Genomic DNA, 20,088 nt, shown 5'->3' with positions numbered 1-20,088 from the left:
GGTAGAGTCACCGATCATGGGTCGAAAATCGGGAGCGCTCGTGTTGGTCGCTGTCTCGGCCGTTCTGGTCGGCTGCGCGGACGCGGGGGACGGTTCCAGCACGGTTGCCGCCGCGCCGCCGCATCAGGTGACCGCTCCGGGGCCGTTCTTCGGCGAGTGCGGCTCCGTCACCGACGACGAGGTGGCGGAGGCGTTCGCGATGCCACCCTTCACCGCGGTGACACGCAATTCGGTCGGCTGCGAATGGGAAGTGGCGGGAGCCGGCGGCCCGAGCGTGACGTTTTCGTGGTACCGCGGCAGCCCCATCGGCCGCGAACGTGCCGGGTCCGAGCTGATCGGAAGACCGGCCACCACGATCGACATCCAGGGGCATCCGGGGTTCGTTGCGTCATCGGGAGGAATCTTGTGTGAACTCGGTGTCGAATTCGGCGGCGACTTCATTCACTGGTCGGTGATGTATGCGAACGCGCGACCGGCGGCCGACCCCTGCGAGGTGGCTCGTGTTCTCGCTGAACTTAGTGTCTCGAGGGCTACATGAGCGCGAACGTGACCAGTCGCCGGACTCGGCGCGCTGTGGAGGTGGTGGCGGCGACGACCGCAGTCGCGTTGATCGCGGGGTGTGGTTCGTCGATCCAGGGCTCCCCCCGCGCCGAGGGGGCGTCGTCGTCCGGTGACAGGCAGCAGTTCACCGCGCTGCTGGAGGAATGTAATGCGGTGACCGAAGATCAGATCGCGCGCACCGTCGGTGCTGACGCGATCGAACGTGGTTTCTTCGGCGCGATCTGCCGGTGGGACACGGTCGGGGCCACCGGGCCCGCGAAGGTCACGTTCAACTGGTTCGAGACGGGGTCGCTGGATACCGAGAAGGCGACCGGCGAGAAGCTGGGCTACGCGGTGGAGTCATCGACCGTCCAAGGCCGCAGGTCCGTGGTGATGCGGCCCCCGGACGATCCAGGTTCGTGCGGTGTGACGGTCGGATCGCCCTCCGGGGGGATCGTCGGTTGGTGGGTACAGTTCAAGACTGGGGCGGCGGATCCTTGTGATACGGCATCGACGCTCGTCGATCTGACGCTCAACTTGAGCAGTTAGATCAGGGGTTTCCTTCCGGGATGTAGCGACGATCAACGAGGGGCGTCGGCGTCGGTAGCGATCCGCTGACGGGTGCTCTGGCGGTGAGGATGGATCAACGCCCCAGTGGAAGGAGTCCGCGATCGGCGAAGACGTTCTTGGCGACGAAGGTGGCGTTCATTGCTTTCGGCATCCCGCAGTAGACGGCTGCGTGCAGGAGTGCTTCGACGATCTCTTCAGGCGTCAGTCCGACGTTGAGCGCAGCGTTGATGTGGACGGTCAGTTGCGGTTCGCAGCCGCCCAGGGCGGTGAGCATGCCGAGGGTGAGCAGTTGTCGATCTCGGAGTGCGAGCTCGGGTCGGCTGTAGATGTCACCGAACGCCCAGGCCACGATCTGGTGACTGAGTTCGGGTGAGATATCAGCGAGCGAGTCGAGAACTTTCTGGCCGTCTTCGCCGTGGAGGGAAGTCAGGACTTTCGATCCCCGGGCGAACTGTTCGTCGCGAGTCTCGGCAGGATCGGTGTGCGTAGACGCCATTGCGGGCCCTCTTTCTGCTCGGATATGAGCCGTTCTACCGTAGAACTTTCCGCTGATCGGTCCTGCAAATCAACATTCACGCAGTTCGCCTTTAGCATAATCTGGGCCGTTTTGACCTTCCGGCGCGCCGACGGGTATCGTTGTGGGTCGTGTCCGGCCTGAGCCGGCCGATTTGTGTGCCTAGCATGGTATTGCCGAGCGCGCGTTCGTGCAGATTGTCTGCATGGAGCGAGTATCCGGCTGCCTGTGTGGGGGTATGCGACACACCCGACCTCGGGTACGTGCGAGGTGCGGGTGAGGGGCAGTAGCTCTCTTGCCCCAACTGCTAGATCCCTAATTTCAGAACAGCCAAGGTTGCTTGTCCAGAGCAGTCTGTTCAATACGAGAAAGCCGGTAAATGCCAACCATTAATCAGTTGGTCCGTAAGGGCCGCCGCGACAAGACCGCGAAGGTCAAGACGGCAGCCCTGAAGGGTAGCCCGCAGCGTCGTGGCGTGTGCACCCGCGTGTACACCACCACCCCGAAGAAGCCGAACTCCGCGCTTCGTAAGGTCGCGCGTGTGCGTCTGACCAGCTCCGTCGAGGTCACCGCCTACATCCCTGGTGAGGGACACAACCTTCAGGAGCACTCGATGGTGCTCGTCCGCGGTGGTCGTGTGAAGGACCTCCCCGGCGTTCGCTACAAGATCATCCGTGGCTCACTGGACACCCAGGGTGTCAAGGGTCGCAAGCAGGCACGCAGCCGCTACGGCGCCAAGAAGGAGAAGAGCTAATGCCACGTAAGGGCCCCGCTCCGAAGCGCCCCCTCATCAACGACCCGGTCTACGGTTCGCCCTTGGTGACGCAGCTGGTCAACAAGATCCTGATGGACGGCAAGAAGTCCACGGCCGAGCGCATCGTGTACCAAGCTCTCGAGCAGGCACGCGAGAAGACGGGCACCGACCCGGTCGTCACACTCAAGCGCGCGCTGGACAACGTCAAGCCGGCTCTCGAGGTGCGCAGCCGCCGTGTCGGTGGCGCCACGTACCAGGTGCCGGTCGAGGTTCGCCCCGGTCGTTCCACCACGCTGGCACTGCGCTGGCTGGTCACCTTCTCTCGCGCACGTCGTGAGAAGACCATGGTCGAGCGTCTCGCCAACGAGCTCCTCGACGCCAGCAACGGCCTCGGTGCCGCTGTGAAGCGCCGCGAGGACACCCACAAGATGGCCGAAGCCAACAAGGCATTCGCCCACTACCGCTGGTGACGTCACGTCGGAGCGGTCACCATTGATGGCTGCTCCGACGTTGTCGCCGCGTCGGGCCCCACAGGGGAACCGGCTGATCTACAACTCGAGACAATGGCCCCGCTGGTGAACACCGGGGAGGCCGACACCCGATACACGAGCTACGAGCGGGGAAGAATCCTGTGGCACAGGAAGTGCTGACCGACCTGAACAAGGTCCGCAACATCGGCATCATGGCGCACATCGACGCCGGCAAGACAACGGCCACCGAGCGGATCCTGTTCTACACCGGTGTCAACTACAAGATCGGTGAGACGCACGACGGTGCGTCGACGACGGACTGGATGGAACAGGAGAAGGAACGCGGCATCACGATCACCTCCGCCGCGGTGACCTGCTTCTGGAACAACAACCAGATCAACATCATCGACACCCCCGGGCACGTCGACTTCACCGTCGAGGTGGAGCGTTCGCTCCGCGTTCTCGACGGCGCTGTTGCCGTGTTCGACGGCAAGGAGGGCGTCGAGCCCCAGTCGGAGCAGGTGTGGCGCCAGGCCGCCAAGTACGACGTTCCGCGCATCTGTTTCGTCAACAAGATGGACAAGATGGGCGCGGACTTCTACTTCACGGTCCAGACCATCATCGATCGCCTCGGCGCAAAGCCGCTCGTCCTGCAGTTGCCGATCGGCGCCGAGGACGACTTCGACGGCGTCGTCGACCTGGTCGAGATGAAGGCCATCACCTGGCGCGGCACGGTCGCCATCGGTGCCGCTCCCACCTTCGAGGAGATCCCGGCGGATCTGGCCGACAAGGCTGCCGAGTACCGCGAGAAGCTGCTCGAGACGGTCGCCGAGTCCGACGAGAAGCTTATGGAGAAGTATTTCGCCGGTGAGGAACTCAGCGTCGAGGAGATCAAGGGCGCCATTCGCAAAATGACGGTTGCCTCCGAGCTGTACCCGGTTATCTGTGGTTCCGCGTTCAAGAACAAGGGCGTCCAGCCCATGCTCGACGCGGTCATCGACTACCTGCCGAACCCGCTGGACATCGGCAACGTCGAGGGTCACGCCCTGAATAATGAGGAAGAAATCCTCACACGTAAGCCGAGCAAGGACGAGCCGTTCGCGGCGCTTGCCTTCAAGATCGCCTCGCACCCGTTCTTCGGCAAGTTGACCTTCGTCCGCGTGTACTCGGGCCGTCTCGACCCCGGCGCCCAGGTGATGAACGCGACCAAGGGTAAGAAGGAGCGCATCGGAAAGCTCTTCCAGATGCACGCCAACAAGGAGAACCCGGTCGACGAGGCCGTGGCCGGTCACATCTACGCGATGATCGGGCTGAAGGACACCACCACCGGTGACACCCTCTGCGATCAGAGCAACCCGATCGTGCTCGAGTCGATGAGCTTCCCGGACCCGGTCATCCAGGTGTCGATCGAGCCCAAGACGAAGTCCGACCAGGAGAAGCTGGGCACCGCGATCCAGAAGCTCGCCGAAGAGGATCCGACGTTCTCCGTCGAACTCGACGACGAGACCGGCCAGACCGTCATCGGCGGTATGGGCGAGCTTCACCTCGACATCCTCGTCGACCGCATGCGTCGCGAGTTCAAGGTCGAGGCCAACGTCGGTAAGCCGCAGGTCGCCTACCGCGAGACCATCACCAAGAAGGTCGAGAAGCACGACTTCACCCACAAGAAGCAGACCGGTGGTTCGGGTCAGTTCGCCAAGGTGATCATCGCGCTCGAGCCCTTCGTCGGTGAGGACGGCGCCACCTACGAGTTCGCGAACAAGGTCTCCGGTGGCCGTATTCCGCGTGAGTACATCCCCTCCGTCGACGCCGGTGCACAGGACGCGATGCAGTACGGCGTTCTCGCCGGTTACCCGCTGGTCAACCTCAAGCTGTCGCTGCTCGACGGTGCATACCACGACGTCGACTCATCGGAAATGGCCTTCAAGGTTGCCGGTTCGCAGGCGCTGAAGGAAGCCGCCCGCAAGGCCGGCCCGGTCATTCTCGAGCCGCTCATGGCTGTCGAGGTCACCACCCCCGAGGAGTACATGGGTGACGTGATCGGCGACCTGAACTCCCGACGTGGCCAGATCCAGGCCATGGAGGAACGCAGTGGTGCCCGTGTCGTGAAGGCGCTGGTTCCGCTCTCGGAGATGTTTGGCTATATCGGTGATCTGCGGTCGAGGACCCAGGGCCGGGCAAACTTCTCCATGGTGTTCGATTCCTACGCAGAGGTTCCCGCGAACGTCTCGAAGGAAATCATCGCCAAGGCGACCGGCGAGTAACCTCGGTTCCAGCCGGCCGAAGCACGATCGAAGTAATAACAACCGCACTGCTGCATACCGCAAGCATCAATCAGTCCAGGAGGACACAAAGTGGCGAAGGCGAAGTTCGAGCGGACGAAGCCGCACGTGAACATCGGCACCATCGGTCACGTCGACCACGGCAAGACCACGCTGACCGCGGCCATCACCAAGGTTTTGCACGACGCGTACCCGGATCTCAACGAGGCCTCGGCCTTCGACGAGATCGACAAGGCTCCTGAGGAGAAGGCTCGCGGTATCACGATCAACATCTCGCATGTTGAGTACCAGACCGAGAAGCGCCACTACGCGCACGTCGATGCTCCCGGCCACGCCGACTACATCAAGAACATGATCACCGGTGCCGCGCAGATGGACGGCGCTATCCTCGTGGTCGCGGCCACTGACGGCCCGATGCCCCAGACGCGTGAGCACGTGCTGCTCGCCCGCCAGGTCGGCGTGCCGTACATCCTCGTCGCCCTGAACAAGGCCGACATGGTGGACGACGACGAGATCATCGAACTCGTCGAGATGGAGGTCCGTGAACTCCTCGCTGCGCAGGAGTTCGACGAGGAAGCTCCGGTGGTCAAGGTCTCCGCACTCAAGGCGCTCGAGGGCGACCCGGAGTGGACCAAGAACATCCTCGAGCTGATGAAGGCTGTCGACGACTCCATTCCGGATCCGATCCGCGAGACCGAGAAGCCCTTTCTCATGCCGGTCGAGGACGTCTTCACGATCACCGGCCGTGGCACCGTTGTCACCGGTCGTATCGAGCGTGGCTCGGTCAACGTCAACGAGGATGTCGAGATCGTCGGCATCAAGGAGACCAAGACCAAGACCACGGTCACGGGTATCGAGATGTTCCGCAAGCTCCTCGACTCGGGCCAGGCCGGTGACAACGTCGGTCTGCTGGTTCGTGGCATCAAGCGCGAAGATGTCGAGCGTGGACAGGTTGTCGTCAAGCCCGGCACCACCACCCCGCACACCGAGTTCGAGGGTCAGGCGTACATCCTGTCCAAGGACGAGGGCGGCCGCCACACGCCGTTCTTCAACAACTACCGTCCGCAGTTCTACTTCCGCACCACGGACGTGACGGGCGTTGTGACCCTCCCCGAGGGCACCGAGATGGTCATGCCCGGTGACAACACCGAGATGTTCGTCAAGCTGATCCAGCCGGTCGCCATGGACGAGGGCCTGCGCTTCGCTATCCGCGAAGGTGGCCGCACCGTCGGCGCCGGCAAGGTCACGAAGATCACCAAGTAGGCACCGCCTACGCGATCACCAAGTAGGCACCAACGCCAATGGCGCTCACCCTCCGGGGTGGGCGCTATTGGCGTTTCTCCGAACTGCGGCTTCTCTGAAGGCGGGCGGTGGTCTACCGCCATTCCTCACAGTTCGACGTGTGCCGCCGGATGGTCGGCACGGTCGAGATGGAGCAGGACCTGGGTGGCGACCTGCTCGCCACCGATCGTCGACTCGACCCAGGCCGCTATGTCCTCTGATGCGCGGGTGAAGTCGGCGATGTTGATAGTTGGATCGGCGGTTACGACGATCAACAGGGTGGGGAGTCCGCGTTCGATCACGGCCCGCGCCCGTGTCTGCCGGACGCCGGGATACTTGGCGAGTTCGCTGGACACTCCGCCGGCGATGGAATTGACGTCCACTGTCACGTAGGTGCCCGTCTCCGGGTCCGGCACGGCGACGGGGGAGGTGCGTCGCCGGGTCAGGTCCAGGGCGAGCAGGATGATCCCGAACACCAGTCCCACGACCACCGTGGCGACGAGTGCCCACACCCACCAACCCTGTTCGGGCAATCTGCTGACCAGGTCGCGGTCGTATCGCGACACCCATTCGCGCACGATCGGCACCTTCAGGTCCCAAGCTATGGCGTAACCGCCGACCCCGAGGAGTGCTAGTCCGACGACGAGGACGATCAGCCGATTGACGGCGGCGGTCCGATGCGTCATGACCTCACCTGCACTCGCAGTTCAGGCGAGGTGCCGAGCAACGACAACGTCGGCTGGACGGACTCGCGGACAGCAGTGGTGACATCTGCGGCGGATGCTGCCTCGTTGCGCACCACTCGGACCGTGACGTGCCTGCGATCCACGGTCGTGTGCGCCGACAGCACGCCGGGAACGGTGCCGGCGTGGCTGCTGGTATTGCGGGCCAGGTCCGTGGGCCGTAGCCAGACGGTCGGGGTGTCACCGATTTTCAGTGGCAGGTGGGTGCACGGCCGGGGCTTGAGGGCCGCGACGATGAACGCGATCCCCACGATGACCGCGCAGGTCGCCACGGGGACTATCCAGTCGGACCAATGGAGTCGCCCCAGCCATTCGGCGGTGTTGCGGATCCAGGGTGCGTTGCCCAGGGTGCCGCGCATGATGAGAAGTTCACGCCCCGCGACGACGGCGAGGCCGAGGGCTGTAATGGCCACGATGACGGCAGCAGGCACGGCGGCGGGTGTTGCCCGTGGCGTGCGTGGCCGGACGGGTACCGCCCGAATGGGTGACGTCGTCGAATCGGCTTGCTCCGGATATAGGGTATCTGGTGAAAGTTCCTCGGTTGCAGCAGATTCTGTTCCAGCAACCACAATGTTGAGTTCGCAGACCGGCATCCCGGTCATCTGCTCGACCTGATGGCAAACTTCTCCGCGCAGTCGGCGGTTGAGGACATCGAGTCGGCACGGCCATCCCACCGCGATGTAGAGGTTGATGGCAACAGCGTTGGCGCCGGTCGAGACGTCGGCGCGGGGGAGGTCTCGTCCGGTGAACCGGGACAGTCCGCCCGACTGCTTGACGACGCCGGGTACCTGGAGCGCTGCGGCGACGGCAATCTTGACGATGGCGCGCTCCTTGATGACCACAGCGCCGCGCGAGTCGGCTTCCTCGAACGCCGTGTCGTTGTGGGGTTCGGTGGAGGGACTGGCGGCGAAGGGCTCAGCCACGGCCGCGGCTTCGCAGGATGGCGCCGAGGTCGAGGTGACCATCGCGGTGTGCGCCCACAGCCATGCCGAGGGCGCCGAGTAGCACAGCGAATACGAACCCGCTGAATCCGCCGAGGATGCCTGCGATTGCCAGGAGTAATCCGACGATCAAGCCGGTGACTGTGCTGTTCATTGACTTTGTCCTGTCTCTGTCAGGAGATCTTCGATGGTCACGTCGACGGGGACGCTCACCAGCGGTTCCACTGCGGCCCGTACTCTTTCGGCGGTTTCGACCACATTTGCCGGGTAGCGCGCCGCGAGGTGGACGGCGCAAGACGCGGGGCCCACGGTCACGCCGGTCACACGCCGGCCCGGAAGGTAGGTCGCCACTTCACCGAACGCGCCCCCGTGCATGGCGGCAACGCCCGGAGTTGCAAGAACGGCGGCCACGATACGTTCGGAGAGGTCTTCACCGTCGGTTCCCGGCGACGGTGCACCGGTCACTGCACCCTCGGTTTGGTATCGAGTTCTGACCCGGCCTCGGATTCCTCGAACAGCATGACGTCGAAGACGGTGATGTTCACCTCGGTCACCTCGAGCCCGGTCATCCGCTCGACGGCGGTAATCACGTTGCGGCGGATACCGACTGCCAGTTCGTGGAGCGCAACACCGTATTCGGCGACGATGCCGATGTCGATGGCGGCCTGCTTCTCGCCGACCTCGACGGCCACGCCTTGGGCGTGGTTGACGCGGGCGCCAGGGATGCGATCACGCAGGGCGCCGACGGCACGAGCAGTGCCTCCCCCCACGTCGTAGACGCCGTTGATCTCTCGTGTAGCAATCCCCGCTATCTTGGCGACCACGGCGTCCGCGATGATGGTCCGCCCTTCGGAACTCATGAGTTCCGGCATCGCTCCGGCACCGAATTGCACACGGCTGCGTTCGCCTGAGTCGCTGGTCATCGTCGATCCCCTTCGAGTTGCCTGCCCTGTGTTCCACAGTAGTGATCGTGGCCGGTACGCGTGGGCCTCCCACGCCTCTTTCCCGCTGCGGATCTACAGGATGTCGGCGCAATAATCTTGATTCGTGTGAACCGGTAGCGGTCAGCCTGACCTGGGCACACCAGACCGCCGCGGGTAGCGTTTGCGCCCATGAGCACTCTTCGAGAGGTAGGCGACCGCGAGTCGTGGCACTGCTGGTTGTGTGACGAACCGGTGGACCCCGACATGTCGGTCAACGATCCGCGCGGCCCCAGTATCGACAGTGTGGTCACCGCGAAGAAGGCGAAGGCGAAGGCGAAGGCCAAGGGCGGAGTGGAGCGGCTCGCTCACCGTGCGTGCAACACCAAGAAGGGTGCTGTGAGGCCGGTCGTGCCGTGGCCGGACCGGTTGTTCGTCGTCGACCCTGCCCCAATCATCGGTGTGGTCGAACAACTCGGCCGCAAGGGTGGACGTGTCGCGGTGGCTCGATGCCCGAGCAGGCTGGACGCAGAGGAGGCGTCGGAGTGGTTGCTCGATCGACTGTCCCGCCTCGCGCCGGAACTGCGCGTTCACGCAGAGGTCGATGCCGCCGGCGGTGCTTTCCTACTCGTCGTCCGCACGAACTGACCCGTCGGATCGCCGACCGGCGGGCGGTGGCCACACCTGAGTGGTCCCGACAGCGGAATTGAGGTGGACGAAATAATCGCCCCGGGATGCCGTGGTGAATCGGGGGCGGTCAGGGTACGGTCTGGATCAGAACATGAATCTGACCTCGAGTGCGAAGGAAGTCCGATGAATCTGGCCTTGACCGACGAGGAGCTGGCGTTCCGCGAGGAGATGCGAACGTTCTTCACCACACAGATTCCGGCGGAGATCCGCGAGCGCTACGCGCGCGGCGAACATGTGGGGAAAGAGGCTTTCACCGAGGCCCAGCGAATCCTCAATGCGCATGGGCTGGCGACGCCGCACTGGCCAGTGGAATGGGGTGGTAGGGACTGGACGCCGGTGCAGCAGCACATCTGGCTCGACGAGTTGCAGCTCGCATCGGTCCCTGAGCCGCTCGCATTCAATGTTGGGATGGTCGGGCCGGTCATTGCGGCATTCGGTTCGCAGGAGCAGAAGGAGAGGTTCCTTCCCCCAACGGCCAACCTCGACATCTGGTGGTGTCAAGGCTTTTCCGAGCCGGAGGCCGGTTCCGACCTGGCATCGCTGAAGACCCGCGCCGTTCGTGACGGCGACGACTACGTGATCAACGGTCAGAAGACGTGGACCACCCTTGCGCAGTACGCCGACTGGATCTTCTGCCTCGTCCGGACCAACCCCGATGCCCCCAAGCGACAGGCCGGCATCTCGTTCATTCTGGTGGACTTGAAGACGCCCGGAGTCACGGTGCGCCCGATCAAGCTGATCGACGGTGGCTACGAGGTCAACGAGGTCTTCTTCGAGGACGTGCGCGTGCCCGCCGAGAACCTTGTCGGCGAGGAGAATCAGGGCTGGAGCTACGCCAAGTTCCTGCTCGGCAACGAACGCACCGGAGTCACCCGTCTCGGATTCTCCAAAGTCCGGCTTGCGCAGGCGAAGGAGTGCGCCGCCGAGATCTCGGTCGGGGCGGGGACGCTCCTCGACGACCCGCTGTTCGCCGCGCGGATCGCGGAACTCGAGAACGAGATCATCGCGCTCGAACTGACCCAGTTGCGCGTCGTCGCCAGTTCGGCTGACGGCAAGCCGAACCCGGCGTCGTCGTTGTTGAAGCTGCGTGGGTCGGAACTGCAGCAGGCCACGCTCGAACTGCTCGCCGACGTCGCCGGGCAGGATTCCCTCCCCGTCAGGGCTGGTGGTGCCATCTCCTCACCACTGTGGGCGCAGCAGACTGCCCCTACCTACATGAACTACCGCAAGGTTTCCATCTACAGCGGATCGAGCGAAGTGCAGCGCAGCATCATCGCCTCCTCGATCCTCGGATTGTGAGGCGTGACATGGACTTCGAATTGACCGACGAACAGAAGCTGCTGCGCGACACCACTCGCGAACTGCTGGTACGCAATTACGATACCGAGAAGCGCAACGCAGTAACCGACACCGAGCAGGGCTGGAGCCCGCAAGTGTGGAAGCAGCTAGCTGAGGTGGGTTTGCTAGGGTTGAGCTTCGACGAAGAAGACGGCGGAATGGGCGCCGGACCCGTCGAGGTCGCAGCGGTGATGACCGAGATCGGTCGCCGCCTGGCCCCTGAACCCGTCCTCGACGCGGTGCTCGTGCCGGGCGGTTTGATCGCCGCGGCAGGTAGCAAGGAGCAGCGTCGCCGAATTCTCCCCGAGGTGTCCGAGGGCAACTTCCTGCTCGCATTCGCCGACCGGGAGCCCGGCGTGCGCTGGCCGTCCACCCGAGTGTCCACGACGGCGGTGCAGGACGGTGACTCCTGGACCCTGACGGGAATCAAGAACCCTGTCGCGCAGGGCGGGAACGCGAACGCGCTCGTCGTCACCGCGACTCTCCCCAGCGGTGGTCTCGGGCTGTTCCTCGTCGATGCCGACGCACCCGGGCTCACCCGCACCGCATATGCCACCCACGACGGACTGCGGGCGGCGCAGGTCGAACTCTCGAACACTGTGGCCGAGTCTCTCGGCGAGGGCGGTGACGCTTCGCCGGCGATTGAGGAATCCCGTATCCGGGCGCAGGCCGCACTGTGCGCAGAGGCAGTCGGTGCGATGGAGGAAGCGCTACGGCTGACGACCGAGTACCTGAAGACCCGCAAGCAGTTCGGCGTCCCGATCGCGAAGTTCCAGACTCTCACACATCGCGCCGCCGACATGTACGTGCTGCTGGAGTTGGCCCGCAGCATGAGCCTCTACGCGACCATGTCGCTGGCCGACGGAACAGTGGACGCGGTGGTTGCATCCCGCGCCAAGCTGCAGATCGGCCGCTCCGGCCGGGAGATCGGGCAGGAGGCGATCCAGATGCACGGCGGGATCGGCATGACTGCCGAGTACCCCGTCGGTCACTATCTGAGCAGGCTGACCGCTATCGAGCACACCCTCGGCGGCTCCGACGACCACCTGCGGGTGCTCGCGTCAGCAGTCTCGCAGGGGACTGTGAGCATCATCTAGCACCCGCCCGTGGGTACTTCTCGACCACGGTGGGTCGAGAAGTATCCATATGGTGTTGGTCTCGGATTGGTATCGGATAGAGCGCATTCGACGTGTCGCACAGGGACCCCGGAGGTGATGCGGCTAACGTTCGGCGCGAAACACCGTCTTCGAACTCACGAGGGATGTAGGTCATCCCGGTGGAGGAGCGCTGTTATGGGGTCCAGTCCAGTCAAAGCGATCATGTGGAGCTTGCTCGTTGTCGGGCTCGTCGGTGCGGGGATGGGAATCTCCGAACTGCACGTCCACGGGACCGTCGCGTCGTTGATCGTCGCGTCGGTATCCGGTCTTGTCCTGCTCAGGATCCGTGCCGACGCACATCCGGAACTGCCCAGTGACCGCCGAATGGCCGTCGGCTGAGCCGCAACGTCCGTCTCGGCTCGTCCGGAGACTGCCTCATCTGGAGACCGCTCTGAGAGCGGATATTCTCGATCACTCGAGTTCCCTCAGCCCTGTCTTGCGATGTTCGATGTTGGCGGCCGCCGTGGAGAAGGCTTGCCGCCAGCCGTGGTCACGGGTGCCGACGGCGGCCGCGTGGAGCAGTGGCACTGCGGAGAAAGGGAAGTGGGTCTCGGCGCTGCGGAGTATCGAATAGTGGCTGTGACGGGAGAGTGGCCCGAGATCGGTGCCTGTTTCGGCGTGTCTGTCCGCAACGTCCTCGAGACGGATGATCATCCGTCTCGCGAGTTCGAGCGGCCAGGGGTGAGGGAGACCGTCGAATAGGGCGATACCGTCGACTCCAAGCAGGTAGGAGTCGGCCTGCCCCGACAGGATGTATTCCAGTCGTTCGCGGGCGGGGACTATGGAAACCACGCGCCGTTCAGCCTTCCGGCCCTCCCGGTGCAGCAATGCGGAGGCCCATTGCGGATTATGCTGGAGCACCGCGGCGTTGGTCCACGCCTCCATCATCACTTCGCGCCACTGATCCTCGATCTGAATTTCGAATGCCGCGGAGGCCGAACCGATCATGTTCTCCCACAACGACAGCGGAGCAGCCGTAACGGCCATGCGTAACCACCAGGTACGGATTCCCTTGTTCTTGTAGTGGAATTCCTCGATGCCATCCCGACGTGCTGAATCATCCAGGGAACCAGGCATATTCACTGCGAGACGAGTGCGCACTGGCTTCGTCTCCACCCGCACCCACGCCCGGGAGCGGGCCGCCATTCGTGCGGCGTACGCGGAGTCAGGTAGCCGCCAGAGAAACTGGACGGCGTGCCGGCGTACCTCTTCCAGCCGATCGTCGAGTGCGTGCTCGAGCAGTGCCTCATCAGAGTTGCCGAGTCCCGTCCGGAATGCCGCGATGAAAGCCGCTCGGTGCTCGCCCCGCTCGAAGTCCCACGTGCGGTGCAGTTCGGCCCTCGCGGCCGCCGGGTTGACTGCACGCATCGTGGTGAACCATTGCAGGCGTTCTGGGTGTGAGCCGTGGGTCCACACGTCGGAGCGATCTGTCCTGCGGATGAGCATCTCCCAATCCGGGTTTCGGGCGGCGAGCCACTGGCCGCGCGGGCCGACCAGTCGCAGGATGTTCTCGCGGTGCATCTCGTTGGTGGATGCGATTGCCATCAGGTCCTCGACGAGATGGTCCGGCGCCCGGTATCCGCGCTCGGCCGCCGCCGCGAACCACTCCGGGAGCGTCCACGACTTCGCGGCGAGCAACTTCATCAGATGGGATGCGGCAGCGGGTGGTAGTTGATGCCGCGAATCGTCGTCGTGCGGCACGGCGCCGGATCCGGCAGACCATTCGCCCCGTCGTCCGAACAGCTCGCTCGCGAACGCATCGCACGTGCTGCCGGTTTGTGCGCGCGAAGTCGATAGCTTGCTCGTGGCAATGAGCGAGCGAGCATCGGGGGAAACCGATGCGGCCCGTCCTTCCGACCAAGGCGACGTCACTTCGCCACCGTAGGCTGTTGCGGCGCACGGGGAGGAAGGACGCGCACCTTTCGGCGGTGCTGCCGTGAAATCTTCGTGGGGCGGTCGCCGACTCGCTTCTCATGTGCCGCTCGCGCGCCCCAGGAGACAACGTCTCAGGGGGTCAAGCTAAGCCGTATTCGGGCTGGGTGTGATGGTTTCAGGTCACAATCAGCGTTCCTCGCCAAGTGGCGCAGGGCTTGGGCGGCGATGTGCGTCTGGCAAGAAGCAGCGACATTGATCGCCAGGCTGCGCCGCGAAGCCGTTCACCGAGCACTCCGAACCGCTTCGCCTGATCCCTGGTCCCCGACCGAGTCGGGCACTCGCACGTCGCAGAACCGGATTGATGGTTCTTCCATCGGGTCCGATCGGGGGACGCCAAGCTCCCCCGATGTGGAGGCTGTTCGGGGGATATCTAAGCCTTTCGCTTGGCTATAGATTTTGTCGCAGTGGGCCGTAGGGAGGATCGTGCCTTCACCACCACTGAGCAATTTGCGCACCGTTTTCGCACCCACGCGACAGTTTCCCTTTCTGTACTACTCGGCAAGAGAGCAGGAAAGATGAAGACAGCCAGGCAGTGGCCGACGATCGCCGCCGCGATCACCCTGACCGCGGGAACGTTCATGCTCCCAGGCGGGTTGGCATCGGCAGACGACGCACCTTCCGGGGCGGACGTGCAGACCACCGACGTGAAGTTCACGACCAGTTGCTGGTCATCTCACGGTCGATACAATCCCTTCGGCATCGGAAAGGACGGGAATGCCACCAGCGACTGGGGGTATCGATCACCGCGCCGACCACGGTGGCTCCCGGGCAACAGTTCACCTACAGAATCCAACCCGACTCGGTGTGGATGAGGTCGAAAGACCCTACCGGCGTCTCGGTCACCGGGTCTTCTGATGACCGCACCTCCTGGATTCGGATGAAGTATGACATCGATATCCCGTCGGGAACGACGTTCGTCAGGGCTACGGCGGGCAACGACATGAACAAGAATATCGGCGGCGCCACAGTCACCGATGACCAGAAGCATGGCGTGTTTCGCGAGGAGGTCGATGGCGAGGCGCCTGACCTGCTTCGCGTGAACACCGACGGCGAGGAGGTTGAGAACGGGACTGTGCTGAGGCTGTCGGTGGGCAACATCACCGAAGGAACGTCGGCGGCCCCGACGGGGAACGGGCCCAATGCTCTGTCCGCAGACTGGGGGCACGACAAGAGGCTCGGACTAGCCACTCCCGAGATGGGCGCTTCACGACAGGAAATTGATTTTCCTGCCATCGAGGTGACAGTCATGGCCGATGCGGACGCCACCACGATTGAACCGACCCTGCGCAGTACGGTCGGCAATCCCGGCGATGTCGGAGCGGACGCTTATCAGAGCCCGAAGAACTTCTTCACCTTCCAAACAGATCATGGATATGAGGACGGACACTCTGACGGAAGTAAGATCGTTGGCAACCAAAATTTCAGCAATCACAGTATCCGCTGCTCACCTCGGGATACTCCAACCTCGACGGTGAATGTCGGTGGTCAGCCGCTGACAACGATTCCCGTTCTCCCCAACTCCACCGACGACAGCCTCAACTCCACCGACGACCTCTCTGTCGCCAGTATTTACGGGTTGGATGGTCGGGTATTGGATGTGGTCGACGAGGGAACCGACGTCGGTTCTCGGATACAGATATGGGATCCACACGGCGGACCGAACCAGAAGTGGGCGGTAACCGGCTCAGATGCGTTCTCACGTGAGATTGTCGGTTCCTCCGGGATGTGCTTGCAGAAACTCAACGTCGGCTCAGGGCAGTTCGGCGATGATCCCAGCGCCGATGGCGTCACCCCGGTCGAGTTGGGTATCTGTTCCGGGAACCAGAACCAACAATGGGTATTTTTCCCCGAAGTCACCGACGGTAGCCAACGGGGTGGCCCTATCGTCGAAGCCTCCACCGGCAGCAGATGCCTCGAGGTGGCAGATAGCTTCTCTGCCAATGGCACCCCTGTGCAGCTCGCTCCGTGCACCGAACACGCCAATCAACTATGGAACATGGCCTGATTGATCAGGCGGATGCCGGGCATCCTCCGGGTGCCGCACATCTCGAAATCTGTCAAGCGGGCAGAGTGAGACGCCGTCGGGTGACGTTACCCCGACGGCGTCTCGTGCTTCCATGTATCGGTTGATGGCGAGCGTCGTCGTTGACGGCGCAGGGCACCCGAACGCCCAGGCTCTCTCCTAGAAGGAGGGGGTCTCCCTTACGTGAGCCGTGGGTCGCACCTCACAACTCCGGTATGGCGCACCGAATCTCCGTCAACCTCCCCAAGTAAGGCGGTCTCTCGTGTCAAGCTGACATGAGGAACTACCTCGAGGAGGGCCGGTGATCCGCGGAAGGTACTTCGAGTTCAAGGGGCGTCCCGCCGTGCGGTTCAGGTGCGCGTATCAGTGCTCCAAGCAGACGTTGTGGAAGGCTGTGTCCGAGCCGGACGAACTTGCGCACTGGTTCCCATCGCGCGTTCGGATCGATCCCTATGCCGGTGGCGATATCGAGTTCTTCCCGGATCAACACGCTGATCCCGAAACGGGGATTGTCCTCGTGTACAGCGCCCCGCGCACCCTCGCGTTCACGTGGAGCGGCGACGAGATCCATTTCGAGGTAGAACCCACCGCCGAGGGTTGCGCGCTGACGCTTGTCAACGTCCTGGAGGTGCGAAACACCGCAGCGCGAATCGCCGCCGGATGGAGTGTGTGTCTCACCGACCTGAACCGGTTCCTGGACGGATCGGACGTGTCCGGGCACCGCGGCGAAATGTCTTCGGAGTGGAGACCGCTCTACCAGACCTACTTGGGGGAGGGGATGCCGTCCGGGGCGATGATTCCGGGAGATTCGACCTGACCGTTGTTGCGGAGGTCGGAGCCGAGGCGTTTGAACATTCCCTCCATGCGTGACACCTGCTCGGCCGGTGTGTCTACGGCGATGTTCCGGCCGGTCCGCAGCCATCCGGCCCGCAGCGAAGATGTAAGCCAGTTATCCAGCGCAGCTCGGGTTTCGAACTTCAGTACGATCACGCACACGTCGGACACACTGCTTTCCTTGAGCCATCCTCCGCCGAGGAAGCCGGGGAACAACCGGGCCAGTCCGAGGCCGGTCTGGATCCAATCAGCGAATTCCGAGTCGCAACCTGCGAGGACTCGGCGCACGATGGTCGTGGTGACGTCGTCCACCAGTTCGCTCGCGCGGGCACCATCGGCGACGTTCGCCATCGTCGTAACCTCGGTTCTCGCTTGTCCATTACTCGTACCATCTTAAACTACCAGCGGTTTCGAGGTCATTGGTCATGGAAACGGAGCGGAATGCCGGAATGTGTTGCCGGGTGGAGCAGAAGGCACTCCCGGTCGGGATCTCCGACCGTGCGGAGACGACGGACGTCACCGGCCCGATACCGCGCATCGACGCTCCCACCGAAGACAACCTCGGCGCACTCTCCACCCATCAGGTCGACGGGCAGACGGGCCCACCCATTCCCGCCCGCAGCCTCGACGACATCTTCGACTCCGAATTCTTCGCGGAAGGAACACCCTGATGAAACTCGACACCGTAGAAGAGGGCTGGGACACCTCCGACGAAACCGGGTACCAGAACCCGGATGACTACGACCCGACCGCCGCCGACGAGGACCCGACCCTCGACCCCGACGAGGACGAGAACCCCGAATCCACCACGGCCGCCGACGAAACCGTCGAAGGCAGCGAGGGCGGAGAGGGCGGCGAGGTCGAACCGATGTACGGCAGCGTCGTCGAGTGGGTCGAAGACTTCTTCACCCAGGTCATCCGCCGCCGCCTGGGTGCCGGCGGCGGCGAAGGCGGACTGGCCTGGGACGACCGCTGGTGGCTCTACCCCGAAGTCGCGGCCCGCCTCAAATCCCTCTGGTACGCGTGGGAGGAAGCCCGCGTCTCCGACAAGGCATCCGCAATGTCCTCCTGGTGGATCCACCACCTCGAACCACACCTACGGGTGATCCTCGACGGCGAAACCGGTCCTATGGCCCACGCCAAACCCGACGGATCATTCTCCGGGTGGCCCGCCCTCCCACACCAGCCCGTACCCGCGGAACTGCTGCCCGCCCTGGTCGCCGACTGAGCACCGCACCGGCGCTTCACTGCGTTCTCGGTCCAGAACGACTCGTCACGGGATACGAGAACTCCAGGTAGCTCGGGCGCAAGTTCGTCCGCCGCGCAGACCGGTGCACGTTGCAGGAAGCTTCATTCCCCTTGTGGACTGCTGCAACCCCGGTCGGGGTGGCGGTCACTACCCCGGACGGGTCCCACGCCTACGTCACCAACGGTAGCGACGATTCGGTGTCGGTGATCGAGACCGCCGGCAACACGGTGGTCGACACCGTCCCGGTCGGGGACGCCCCGGTCGGGGTGGCGATCACCCCGGACGGATCCCACGCCTACGTCGCCAACGGTGCCGATGATTCGGTGTCGGTGATCGGTCGACACCGTCCCGGTCGGGGACGCCCCGTTCGGGGTGGCGATCACCCCGAACGGGAAACGCGCCTACGTCACCAACATATTCGGCGCTTCGGTGTCGGTGATCGCCATCGACCAGTGCCTCGGCTCGCTGTGCCTCGACTTCGGGTCGCTGACCGGCAGCGGCTCGGGTGCAGGCAGCGCGTTCAGCTGACAACGGCACCGTTTAGCCGGATGACGCCGCCACCTCGACCGTGAGGGTGGCGGCGTCATCCGGTTCGTTGACGTGAGTCGTGCGGTGGTCGGGTGAACTGGCGGCCGACCGTGTTGCAGGCCCGTTCTACACTGCTGCCGCGACGAGAAAGAGGTCGCCGCACACTGCCGTGTTCGACAAGGAATGTTCCCTGTCGGCCCTGATCCGGGAAATGTTCTCGGATCAGCAGGGTGCGGCGACCTCTTTTTTCGGTTTCTGCCGGCATCGGGGTGGGGGCCTAGAGTGTGTGCGCTGTGTCGCGGTCGGCCTGTCGGTGGAGTTCGGTGTCCTGCTCGAACGCGATCTCATTCTGTTCGTCGGGGCGTTGTTCGACGTTGAGGAGTTCTTTGATGGTGCGGGGGTGGCTGGACATGGCTGCCTTCATCGCGGGGGCGATGCTGGCGGCCAGGTTGGCGATTTCCTCGCCCAGTTGGGTGAGGTTGACCGGTGCGAGAGGGGCGGCGACGTCGTCGTCGCCGGCTACCGGTCCGGCTGCTTGGGCGAGTCCGCGGCCGATCGAGTCGAATACGCTTTTGGCCTGGTCGATGGTGTTGGGTCCACCCCCCGCCGGGGCGGGTGTAGCGGTTTTCGTAGCGTCCGTGTCGGGGAGGAGGCCGAGCTGGGTGTCTGAAAGTTGGGCGAGCTGGTCGTCGCGCCGCCAATCGCAATTCCGGTGGCGTGTAGCGCGTCCCTGGTCGCCTCGAGCGTGCGTAACGCGTCGCCGGTGACATCGGGGTCTGCGACTGCAACCAGCACCACGGTGTTGATGCCCTGCCGCTGGGCGACTTCGGTGATCTGTGCGGCTGCGCCGTCGGCGTCAGCATTGACACGGACCGCGGAGATGCTCTTCGTGTCCGCGAGCAGGAGTGCGATGACCGATCGTGCGGGAATGAATTCGAGCGCCACGGGAATCGAGGCGATGATCTCTCCGGCAGTGCGGATGCGAATCAGGTTGGTCATGAAGGCCCCTCCGGTCGGTGGCAGGCCCGGGCGGCCCGCCAATTTTCTTGCCCTTCTGGCATGGGAGAGGTCCGACGGGAGTAGGGACGGAGTGCAACTGGCGGGTCGGAGAGTTTTCGGAGGAGCGCAGCGTGGGAGAAAAGCCTTCGGAGCCCTCTGGGCCGGCGTAGGCGCCGGCGGTTGCGCGGAGGACCGGCCCGGCGAGACTCGGAAAGCCAGAAGGGAAAAGGAAATGCTCTTGTCGGGGCGGAGCGCAGCGAAGCTCGAATCGGGGTGCGCCGAAGGCGCACTACCACCGGATCGCTTCCCCGACCCGGACT

At 63.9% G+C, this 20,088-nt stretch carries 25 protein-coding genes; 15 read left to right on the top strand and 10 right to left on the bottom strand.

What is annotated here, in order from left to right:
* The first annotated feature begins 16 nt into the window (after positions 1-16).
* Positions 17-538, top strand: coding sequence for a DUF3558 domain-containing protein (locus tag RM2_RS16260; RefSeq protein WP_072690602.1), 522 nt, complete (start codon positions 17-19; stop codon positions 536-538).
* Positions 535-1,089 carry a DUF3558 domain-containing protein gene (locus tag RM2_RS16255; protein WP_072690601.1) on the top strand — a complete coding sequence of 185 codons (555 nt, stop codon included), beginning with the start codon at positions 535-537 and terminating at the stop codon, positions 1,087-1,089. The genes RM2_RS16260 and RM2_RS16255 overlap by 4 nt, the downstream gene beginning before the upstream one ends.
* A gap of 94 nt (positions 1,090-1,183) precedes the next feature.
* On the opposite strand, the gene RM2_RS16250 is transcribed toward RM2_RS16255, so the two are convergent.
* On the bottom strand, positions 1,184-1,606 hold the full coding sequence (locus tag RM2_RS16250) for a carboxymuconolactone decarboxylase family protein (protein ID WP_072690600.1): 423 nt from the start codon (positions 1,604-1,606) through the stop codon (positions 1,184-1,186).
* A gap of 397 nt (positions 1,607-2,003) precedes the next feature.
* Here RM2_RS16250 and rpsL point away from each other — a divergent pair, with 397 nt between their 5' ends.
* The 4 genes from rpsL to tuf all read left to right on the top strand — a co-directional run bounded on the left by rpsL (position 2,004) and on the right by tuf (position 6,393).
* On the top strand, positions 2,004-2,378 hold the full coding sequence (gene rpsL, locus RM2_RS16245; protein ID WP_005252198.1) for a 30S ribosomal protein S12: 375 nt from the start codon (positions 2,004-2,006) through the stop codon (positions 2,376-2,378).
* The gene (rpsG, locus tag RM2_RS16240; protein ID WP_072690599.1) at positions 2,378-2,848 is read left to right on the top strand and encodes a 30S ribosomal protein S7; all 471 of its coding nucleotides are present in this window, start codon (positions 2,378-2,380) and stop codon (positions 2,846-2,848) included. Before rpsL ends, rpsG begins: the two co-directional genes overlap by 1 nt.
* Positions 2,849-3,009: 161 nt before the next feature.
* Positions 3,010-5,112, top strand: coding sequence for an elongation factor G (gene fusA, locus RM2_RS16235; protein ID WP_072690598.1), 2,103 nt, complete (start codon positions 3,010-3,012; stop codon positions 5,110-5,112).
* Between the two features lie 90 nt (positions 5,113-5,202).
* Positions 5,203-6,393 (top strand): elongation factor Tu, encoded by a 1,191-nt coding sequence (gene tuf / locus RM2_RS16230; RefSeq protein WP_072690597.1) that lies wholly within the window; start codon positions 5,203-5,205, stop codon positions 6,391-6,393.
* Between the two features lie 125 nt (positions 6,394-6,518).
* On the opposite strand, the gene RM2_RS16225 is transcribed toward tuf, so the two are convergent.
* Genes RM2_RS16225 through RM2_RS16205 form a run of 5 tightly spaced genes read right to left on the bottom strand, consistent with a single transcriptional unit; the run spans position 6,519 to position 9,018 of the window.
* Complete coding sequence (locus tag RM2_RS16225; RefSeq protein ID WP_072690596.1) at positions 6,519-7,097, bottom strand: Asp23/Gls24 family envelope stress response protein; 579 nt, start codon at positions 7,095-7,097, stop codon at positions 6,519-6,521.
* Positions 7,094-8,077 carry a DUF6286 domain-containing Asp23/Gls24 family envelope stress response protein gene (locus RM2_RS16220; RefSeq protein WP_072690595.1) on the bottom strand — a complete coding sequence of 328 codons (984 nt, stop codon included), beginning with the start codon at positions 8,075-8,077 and terminating at the stop codon, positions 7,094-7,096. The genes RM2_RS16225 and RM2_RS16220 overlap by 4 nt, the downstream gene beginning before the upstream one ends.
* The gene (locus RM2_RS16215; protein ID WP_072690594.1) at positions 8,070-8,249 is read right to left on the bottom strand and encodes a DUF2273 domain-containing protein; all 180 of its coding nucleotides are present in this window, start codon (positions 8,247-8,249) and stop codon (positions 8,070-8,072) included. Before RM2_RS16215 ends, RM2_RS16220 begins: the two co-directional genes overlap by 8 nt.
* Complete coding sequence (locus tag RM2_RS16210) at positions 8,246-8,560, bottom strand: Asp23/Gls24 family envelope stress response protein (RefSeq protein WP_072690593.1); 315 nt, start codon at positions 8,558-8,560, stop codon at positions 8,246-8,248. The genes RM2_RS16215 and RM2_RS16210 overlap by 4 nt, the downstream gene beginning before the upstream one ends.
* Positions 8,557-9,018, bottom strand: a complete 462-nt coding sequence (locus RM2_RS16205) for an Asp23/Gls24 family envelope stress response protein (protein ID WP_072690592.1) — start codon at positions 9,016-9,018, stop codon at positions 8,557-8,559. The genes RM2_RS16210 and RM2_RS16205 overlap by 4 nt, the downstream gene beginning before the upstream one ends.
* Positions 9,019-9,207: 189 nt before the next feature.
* On the opposite strand from RM2_RS16205, the gene RM2_RS16200 reads away from it, so the two are divergent.
* From RM2_RS16200 to RM2_RS16185, 4 genes are all read left to right on the top strand, one after another.
* Entirely contained in the window at positions 9,208-9,663 is a 456-nt protein-coding gene (locus tag RM2_RS16200) for a hypothetical protein (RefSeq protein WP_072690591.1), read from the top strand.
* A gap of 165 nt (positions 9,664-9,828) precedes the next feature.
* Positions 9,829-11,004 (top strand): acyl-CoA dehydrogenase family protein, encoded by a 1,176-nt coding sequence (locus tag RM2_RS16195; RefSeq protein WP_072690590.1) that lies wholly within the window; start codon positions 9,829-9,831, stop codon positions 11,002-11,004.
* 8 nt (positions 11,005-11,012) lie between these two features.
* Positions 11,013-12,140, top strand: coding sequence for an acyl-CoA dehydrogenase family protein (locus tag RM2_RS16190; protein WP_072690589.1), 1,128 nt, complete (start codon positions 11,013-11,015; stop codon positions 12,138-12,140).
* Between the two features lie 195 nt (positions 12,141-12,335).
* A complete protein-coding gene (locus tag RM2_RS16185) occupies positions 12,336-12,539 on the top strand; it encodes a hypothetical protein (protein WP_072690588.1) in 204 nt (67 codons plus the stop codon).
* A gap of 72 nt (positions 12,540-12,611) precedes the next feature.
* On the opposite strand, the gene RM2_RS16180 is transcribed toward RM2_RS16185, so the two are convergent.
* Positions 12,612-14,072, bottom strand: a complete 1,461-nt coding sequence (locus RM2_RS16180) for a DUF5691 domain-containing protein (RefSeq protein ID WP_072690587.1) — start codon at positions 14,070-14,072, stop codon at positions 12,612-12,614.
* A 940-nt stretch (positions 14,073-15,012) separates the two neighbouring features.
* Here RM2_RS16180 and RM2_RS16170 point away from each other — a divergent pair.
* The gene (locus tag RM2_RS16170) at positions 15,013-16,140 is read left to right on the top strand and encodes an RICIN domain-containing protein (RefSeq protein WP_169846747.1); all 1,128 of its coding nucleotides are present in this window, start codon (positions 15,013-15,015) and stop codon (positions 16,138-16,140) included.
* 319 nt (positions 16,141-16,459) lie between these two features.
* Positions 16,460-16,975, top strand: a complete 516-nt coding sequence (locus RM2_RS16165) for an SRPBCC family protein (RefSeq protein WP_072690584.1) — start codon at positions 16,460-16,462, stop codon at positions 16,973-16,975.
* Here the strand turns inward: RM2_RS16165 and RM2_RS16160 are convergent.
* Positions 16,921-17,343, bottom strand: a complete 423-nt coding sequence (locus RM2_RS16160; RefSeq protein ID WP_072690583.1) for a putative antibiotic biosynthesis monooxygenase — start codon at positions 17,341-17,343, stop codon at positions 16,921-16,923. The genes RM2_RS16165 and RM2_RS16160 overlap by 55 nt on opposite strands.
* A 74-nt stretch (positions 17,344-17,417) precedes the next feature.
* Here RM2_RS16160 and RM2_RS24580 point away from each other — a divergent pair, with 74 nt between their 5' ends.
* From RM2_RS24580 to RM2_RS16150, 3 genes are all read left to right on the top strand, one after another.
* Positions 17,418-17,663: a hypothetical protein gene (locus tag RM2_RS24580; RefSeq protein WP_169846746.1), complete on the top strand. Its 246-nt coding sequence runs from the start codon at positions 17,418-17,420 to the stop codon at positions 17,661-17,663.
* Positions 17,663-18,220, top strand: coding sequence for a DUF4913 domain-containing protein (locus tag RM2_RS16155; RefSeq protein WP_307718092.1), 558 nt, complete (start codon positions 17,663-17,665; stop codon positions 18,218-18,220). The genes RM2_RS24580 and RM2_RS16155 overlap by 1 nt, the downstream gene beginning before the upstream one ends.
* 131 nt (positions 18,221-18,351) lie before the next feature.
* Positions 18,352-18,813: a YncE family protein gene (locus RM2_RS16150; protein WP_245814000.1), complete on the top strand. Its 462-nt coding sequence runs from the start codon at positions 18,352-18,354 to the stop codon at positions 18,811-18,813.
* 233 nt (positions 18,814-19,046) lie between these two features.
* Here the strand turns inward: RM2_RS16150 and RM2_RS25670 are convergent, their stop codons facing one another.
* Both RM2_RS25670 and RM2_RS16140 read right to left on the bottom strand, forming a co-directional pair.
* Entirely contained in the window at positions 19,047-19,181 is a 135-nt protein-coding gene (locus RM2_RS25670) for a hypothetical protein (RefSeq protein ID WP_281250424.1), read from the bottom strand.
* A gap of 107 nt (positions 19,182-19,288) precedes the next feature.
* Complete coding sequence (locus RM2_RS16140; RefSeq protein ID WP_072690581.1) at positions 19,289-19,768, bottom strand: DUF4192 family protein; 480 nt, start codon at positions 19,766-19,768, stop codon at positions 19,289-19,291.
* Positions 19,769-20,088 lie beyond the last annotated feature (320 nt).

The sequence above is a fragment of the Rhodococcus marinonascens NBRC 14363 genome (genome assembly GCF_001894885.1).
Classification (GTDB): Bacteria; Actinomycetota; Actinomycetes; order Mycobacteriales; family Mycobacteriaceae; genus Rhodococcus_F; species Rhodococcus_F marinonascens.
The sequence above is the reverse complement of the archived record's forward strand: the minus strand, read 5'-3'. Positions and strand labels throughout refer to the sequence as shown.

Coding starts and splice junctions, on each gene's coding strand:
- RM2_RS16260 (WP_072690602.1), top strand. CDS start 17: ATGGGTCGAAAATCGGGAGCGCTCGTGTTGGTCGCTGTCTCGGCCGTT.
- RM2_RS16255 (WP_072690601.1), top strand. CDS start 535: ATGAGCGCGAACGTGACCAGTCGCCGGACTCGGCGCGCTGTGGAGGTG.
- RM2_RS16250 (WP_072690600.1), bottom strand. CDS start 1,606: ATGGCGTCTACGCACACCGATCCTGCCGAGACTCGCGACGAACAGTTC.
- rpsL (WP_005252198.1), top strand. CDS start 2,004: ATGCCAACCATTAATCAGTTGGTCCGTAAGGGCCGCCGCGACAAGACC.
- rpsG (WP_072690599.1), top strand. CDS start 2,378: ATGCCACGTAAGGGCCCCGCTCCGAAGCGCCCCCTCATCAACGACCCG.
- RM2_RS16225 (WP_072690596.1), bottom strand. CDS start 7,097: ATGACGCATCGGACCGCCGCCGTCAATCGGCTGATCGTCCTCGTCGTC.
- RM2_RS16215 (WP_072690594.1), bottom strand. CDS start 8,249: ATGAACAGCACAGTCACCGGCTTGATCGTCGGATTACTCCTGGCAATC.
- RM2_RS16205 (WP_072690592.1), bottom strand. CDS start 9,018: ATGACCAGCGACTCAGGCGAACGCAGCCGTGTGCAATTCGGTGCCGGA.
- RM2_RS16200 (WP_072690591.1), top strand. CDS start 9,208: ATGAGCACTCTTCGAGAGGTAGGCGACCGCGAGTCGTGGCACTGCTGG.
- RM2_RS16195 (WP_072690590.1), top strand. CDS start 9,829: ATGAATCTGGCCTTGACCGACGAGGAGCTGGCGTTCCGCGAGGAGATG.
- RM2_RS16190 (WP_072690589.1), top strand. CDS start 11,013: ATGGACTTCGAATTGACCGACGAACAGAAGCTGCTGCGCGACACCACT.
- RM2_RS16185 (WP_072690588.1), top strand. CDS start 12,336: ATGGGGTCCAGTCCAGTCAAAGCGATCATGTGGAGCTTGCTCGTTGTC.
- RM2_RS16170 (WP_169846747.1), top strand. CDS start 15,013: ATGAAGTATGACATCGATATCCCGTCGGGAACGACGTTCGTCAGGGCT.
- RM2_RS16160 (WP_072690583.1), bottom strand. CDS start 17,343: ATGGCGAACGTCGCCGATGGTGCCCGCGCGAGCGAACTGGTGGACGAC.
- RM2_RS24580 (WP_169846746.1), top strand. CDS start 17,418: ATGGAAACGGAGCGGAATGCCGGAATGTGTTGCCGGGTGGAGCAGAAG.
- RM2_RS16155 (WP_307718092.1), top strand. CDS start 17,663: ATGAAACTCGACACCGTAGAAGAGGGCTGGGACACCTCCGACGAAACC.
- RM2_RS25670 (WP_281250424.1), bottom strand. CDS start 19,181: ATGTCCAGCCACCCCCGCACCATCAAAGAACTCCTCAACGTCGAACAA.
- RM2_RS16140 (WP_072690581.1), bottom strand. CDS start 19,768: ATGACCAACCTGATTCGCATCCGCACTGCCGGAGAGATCATCGCCTCG.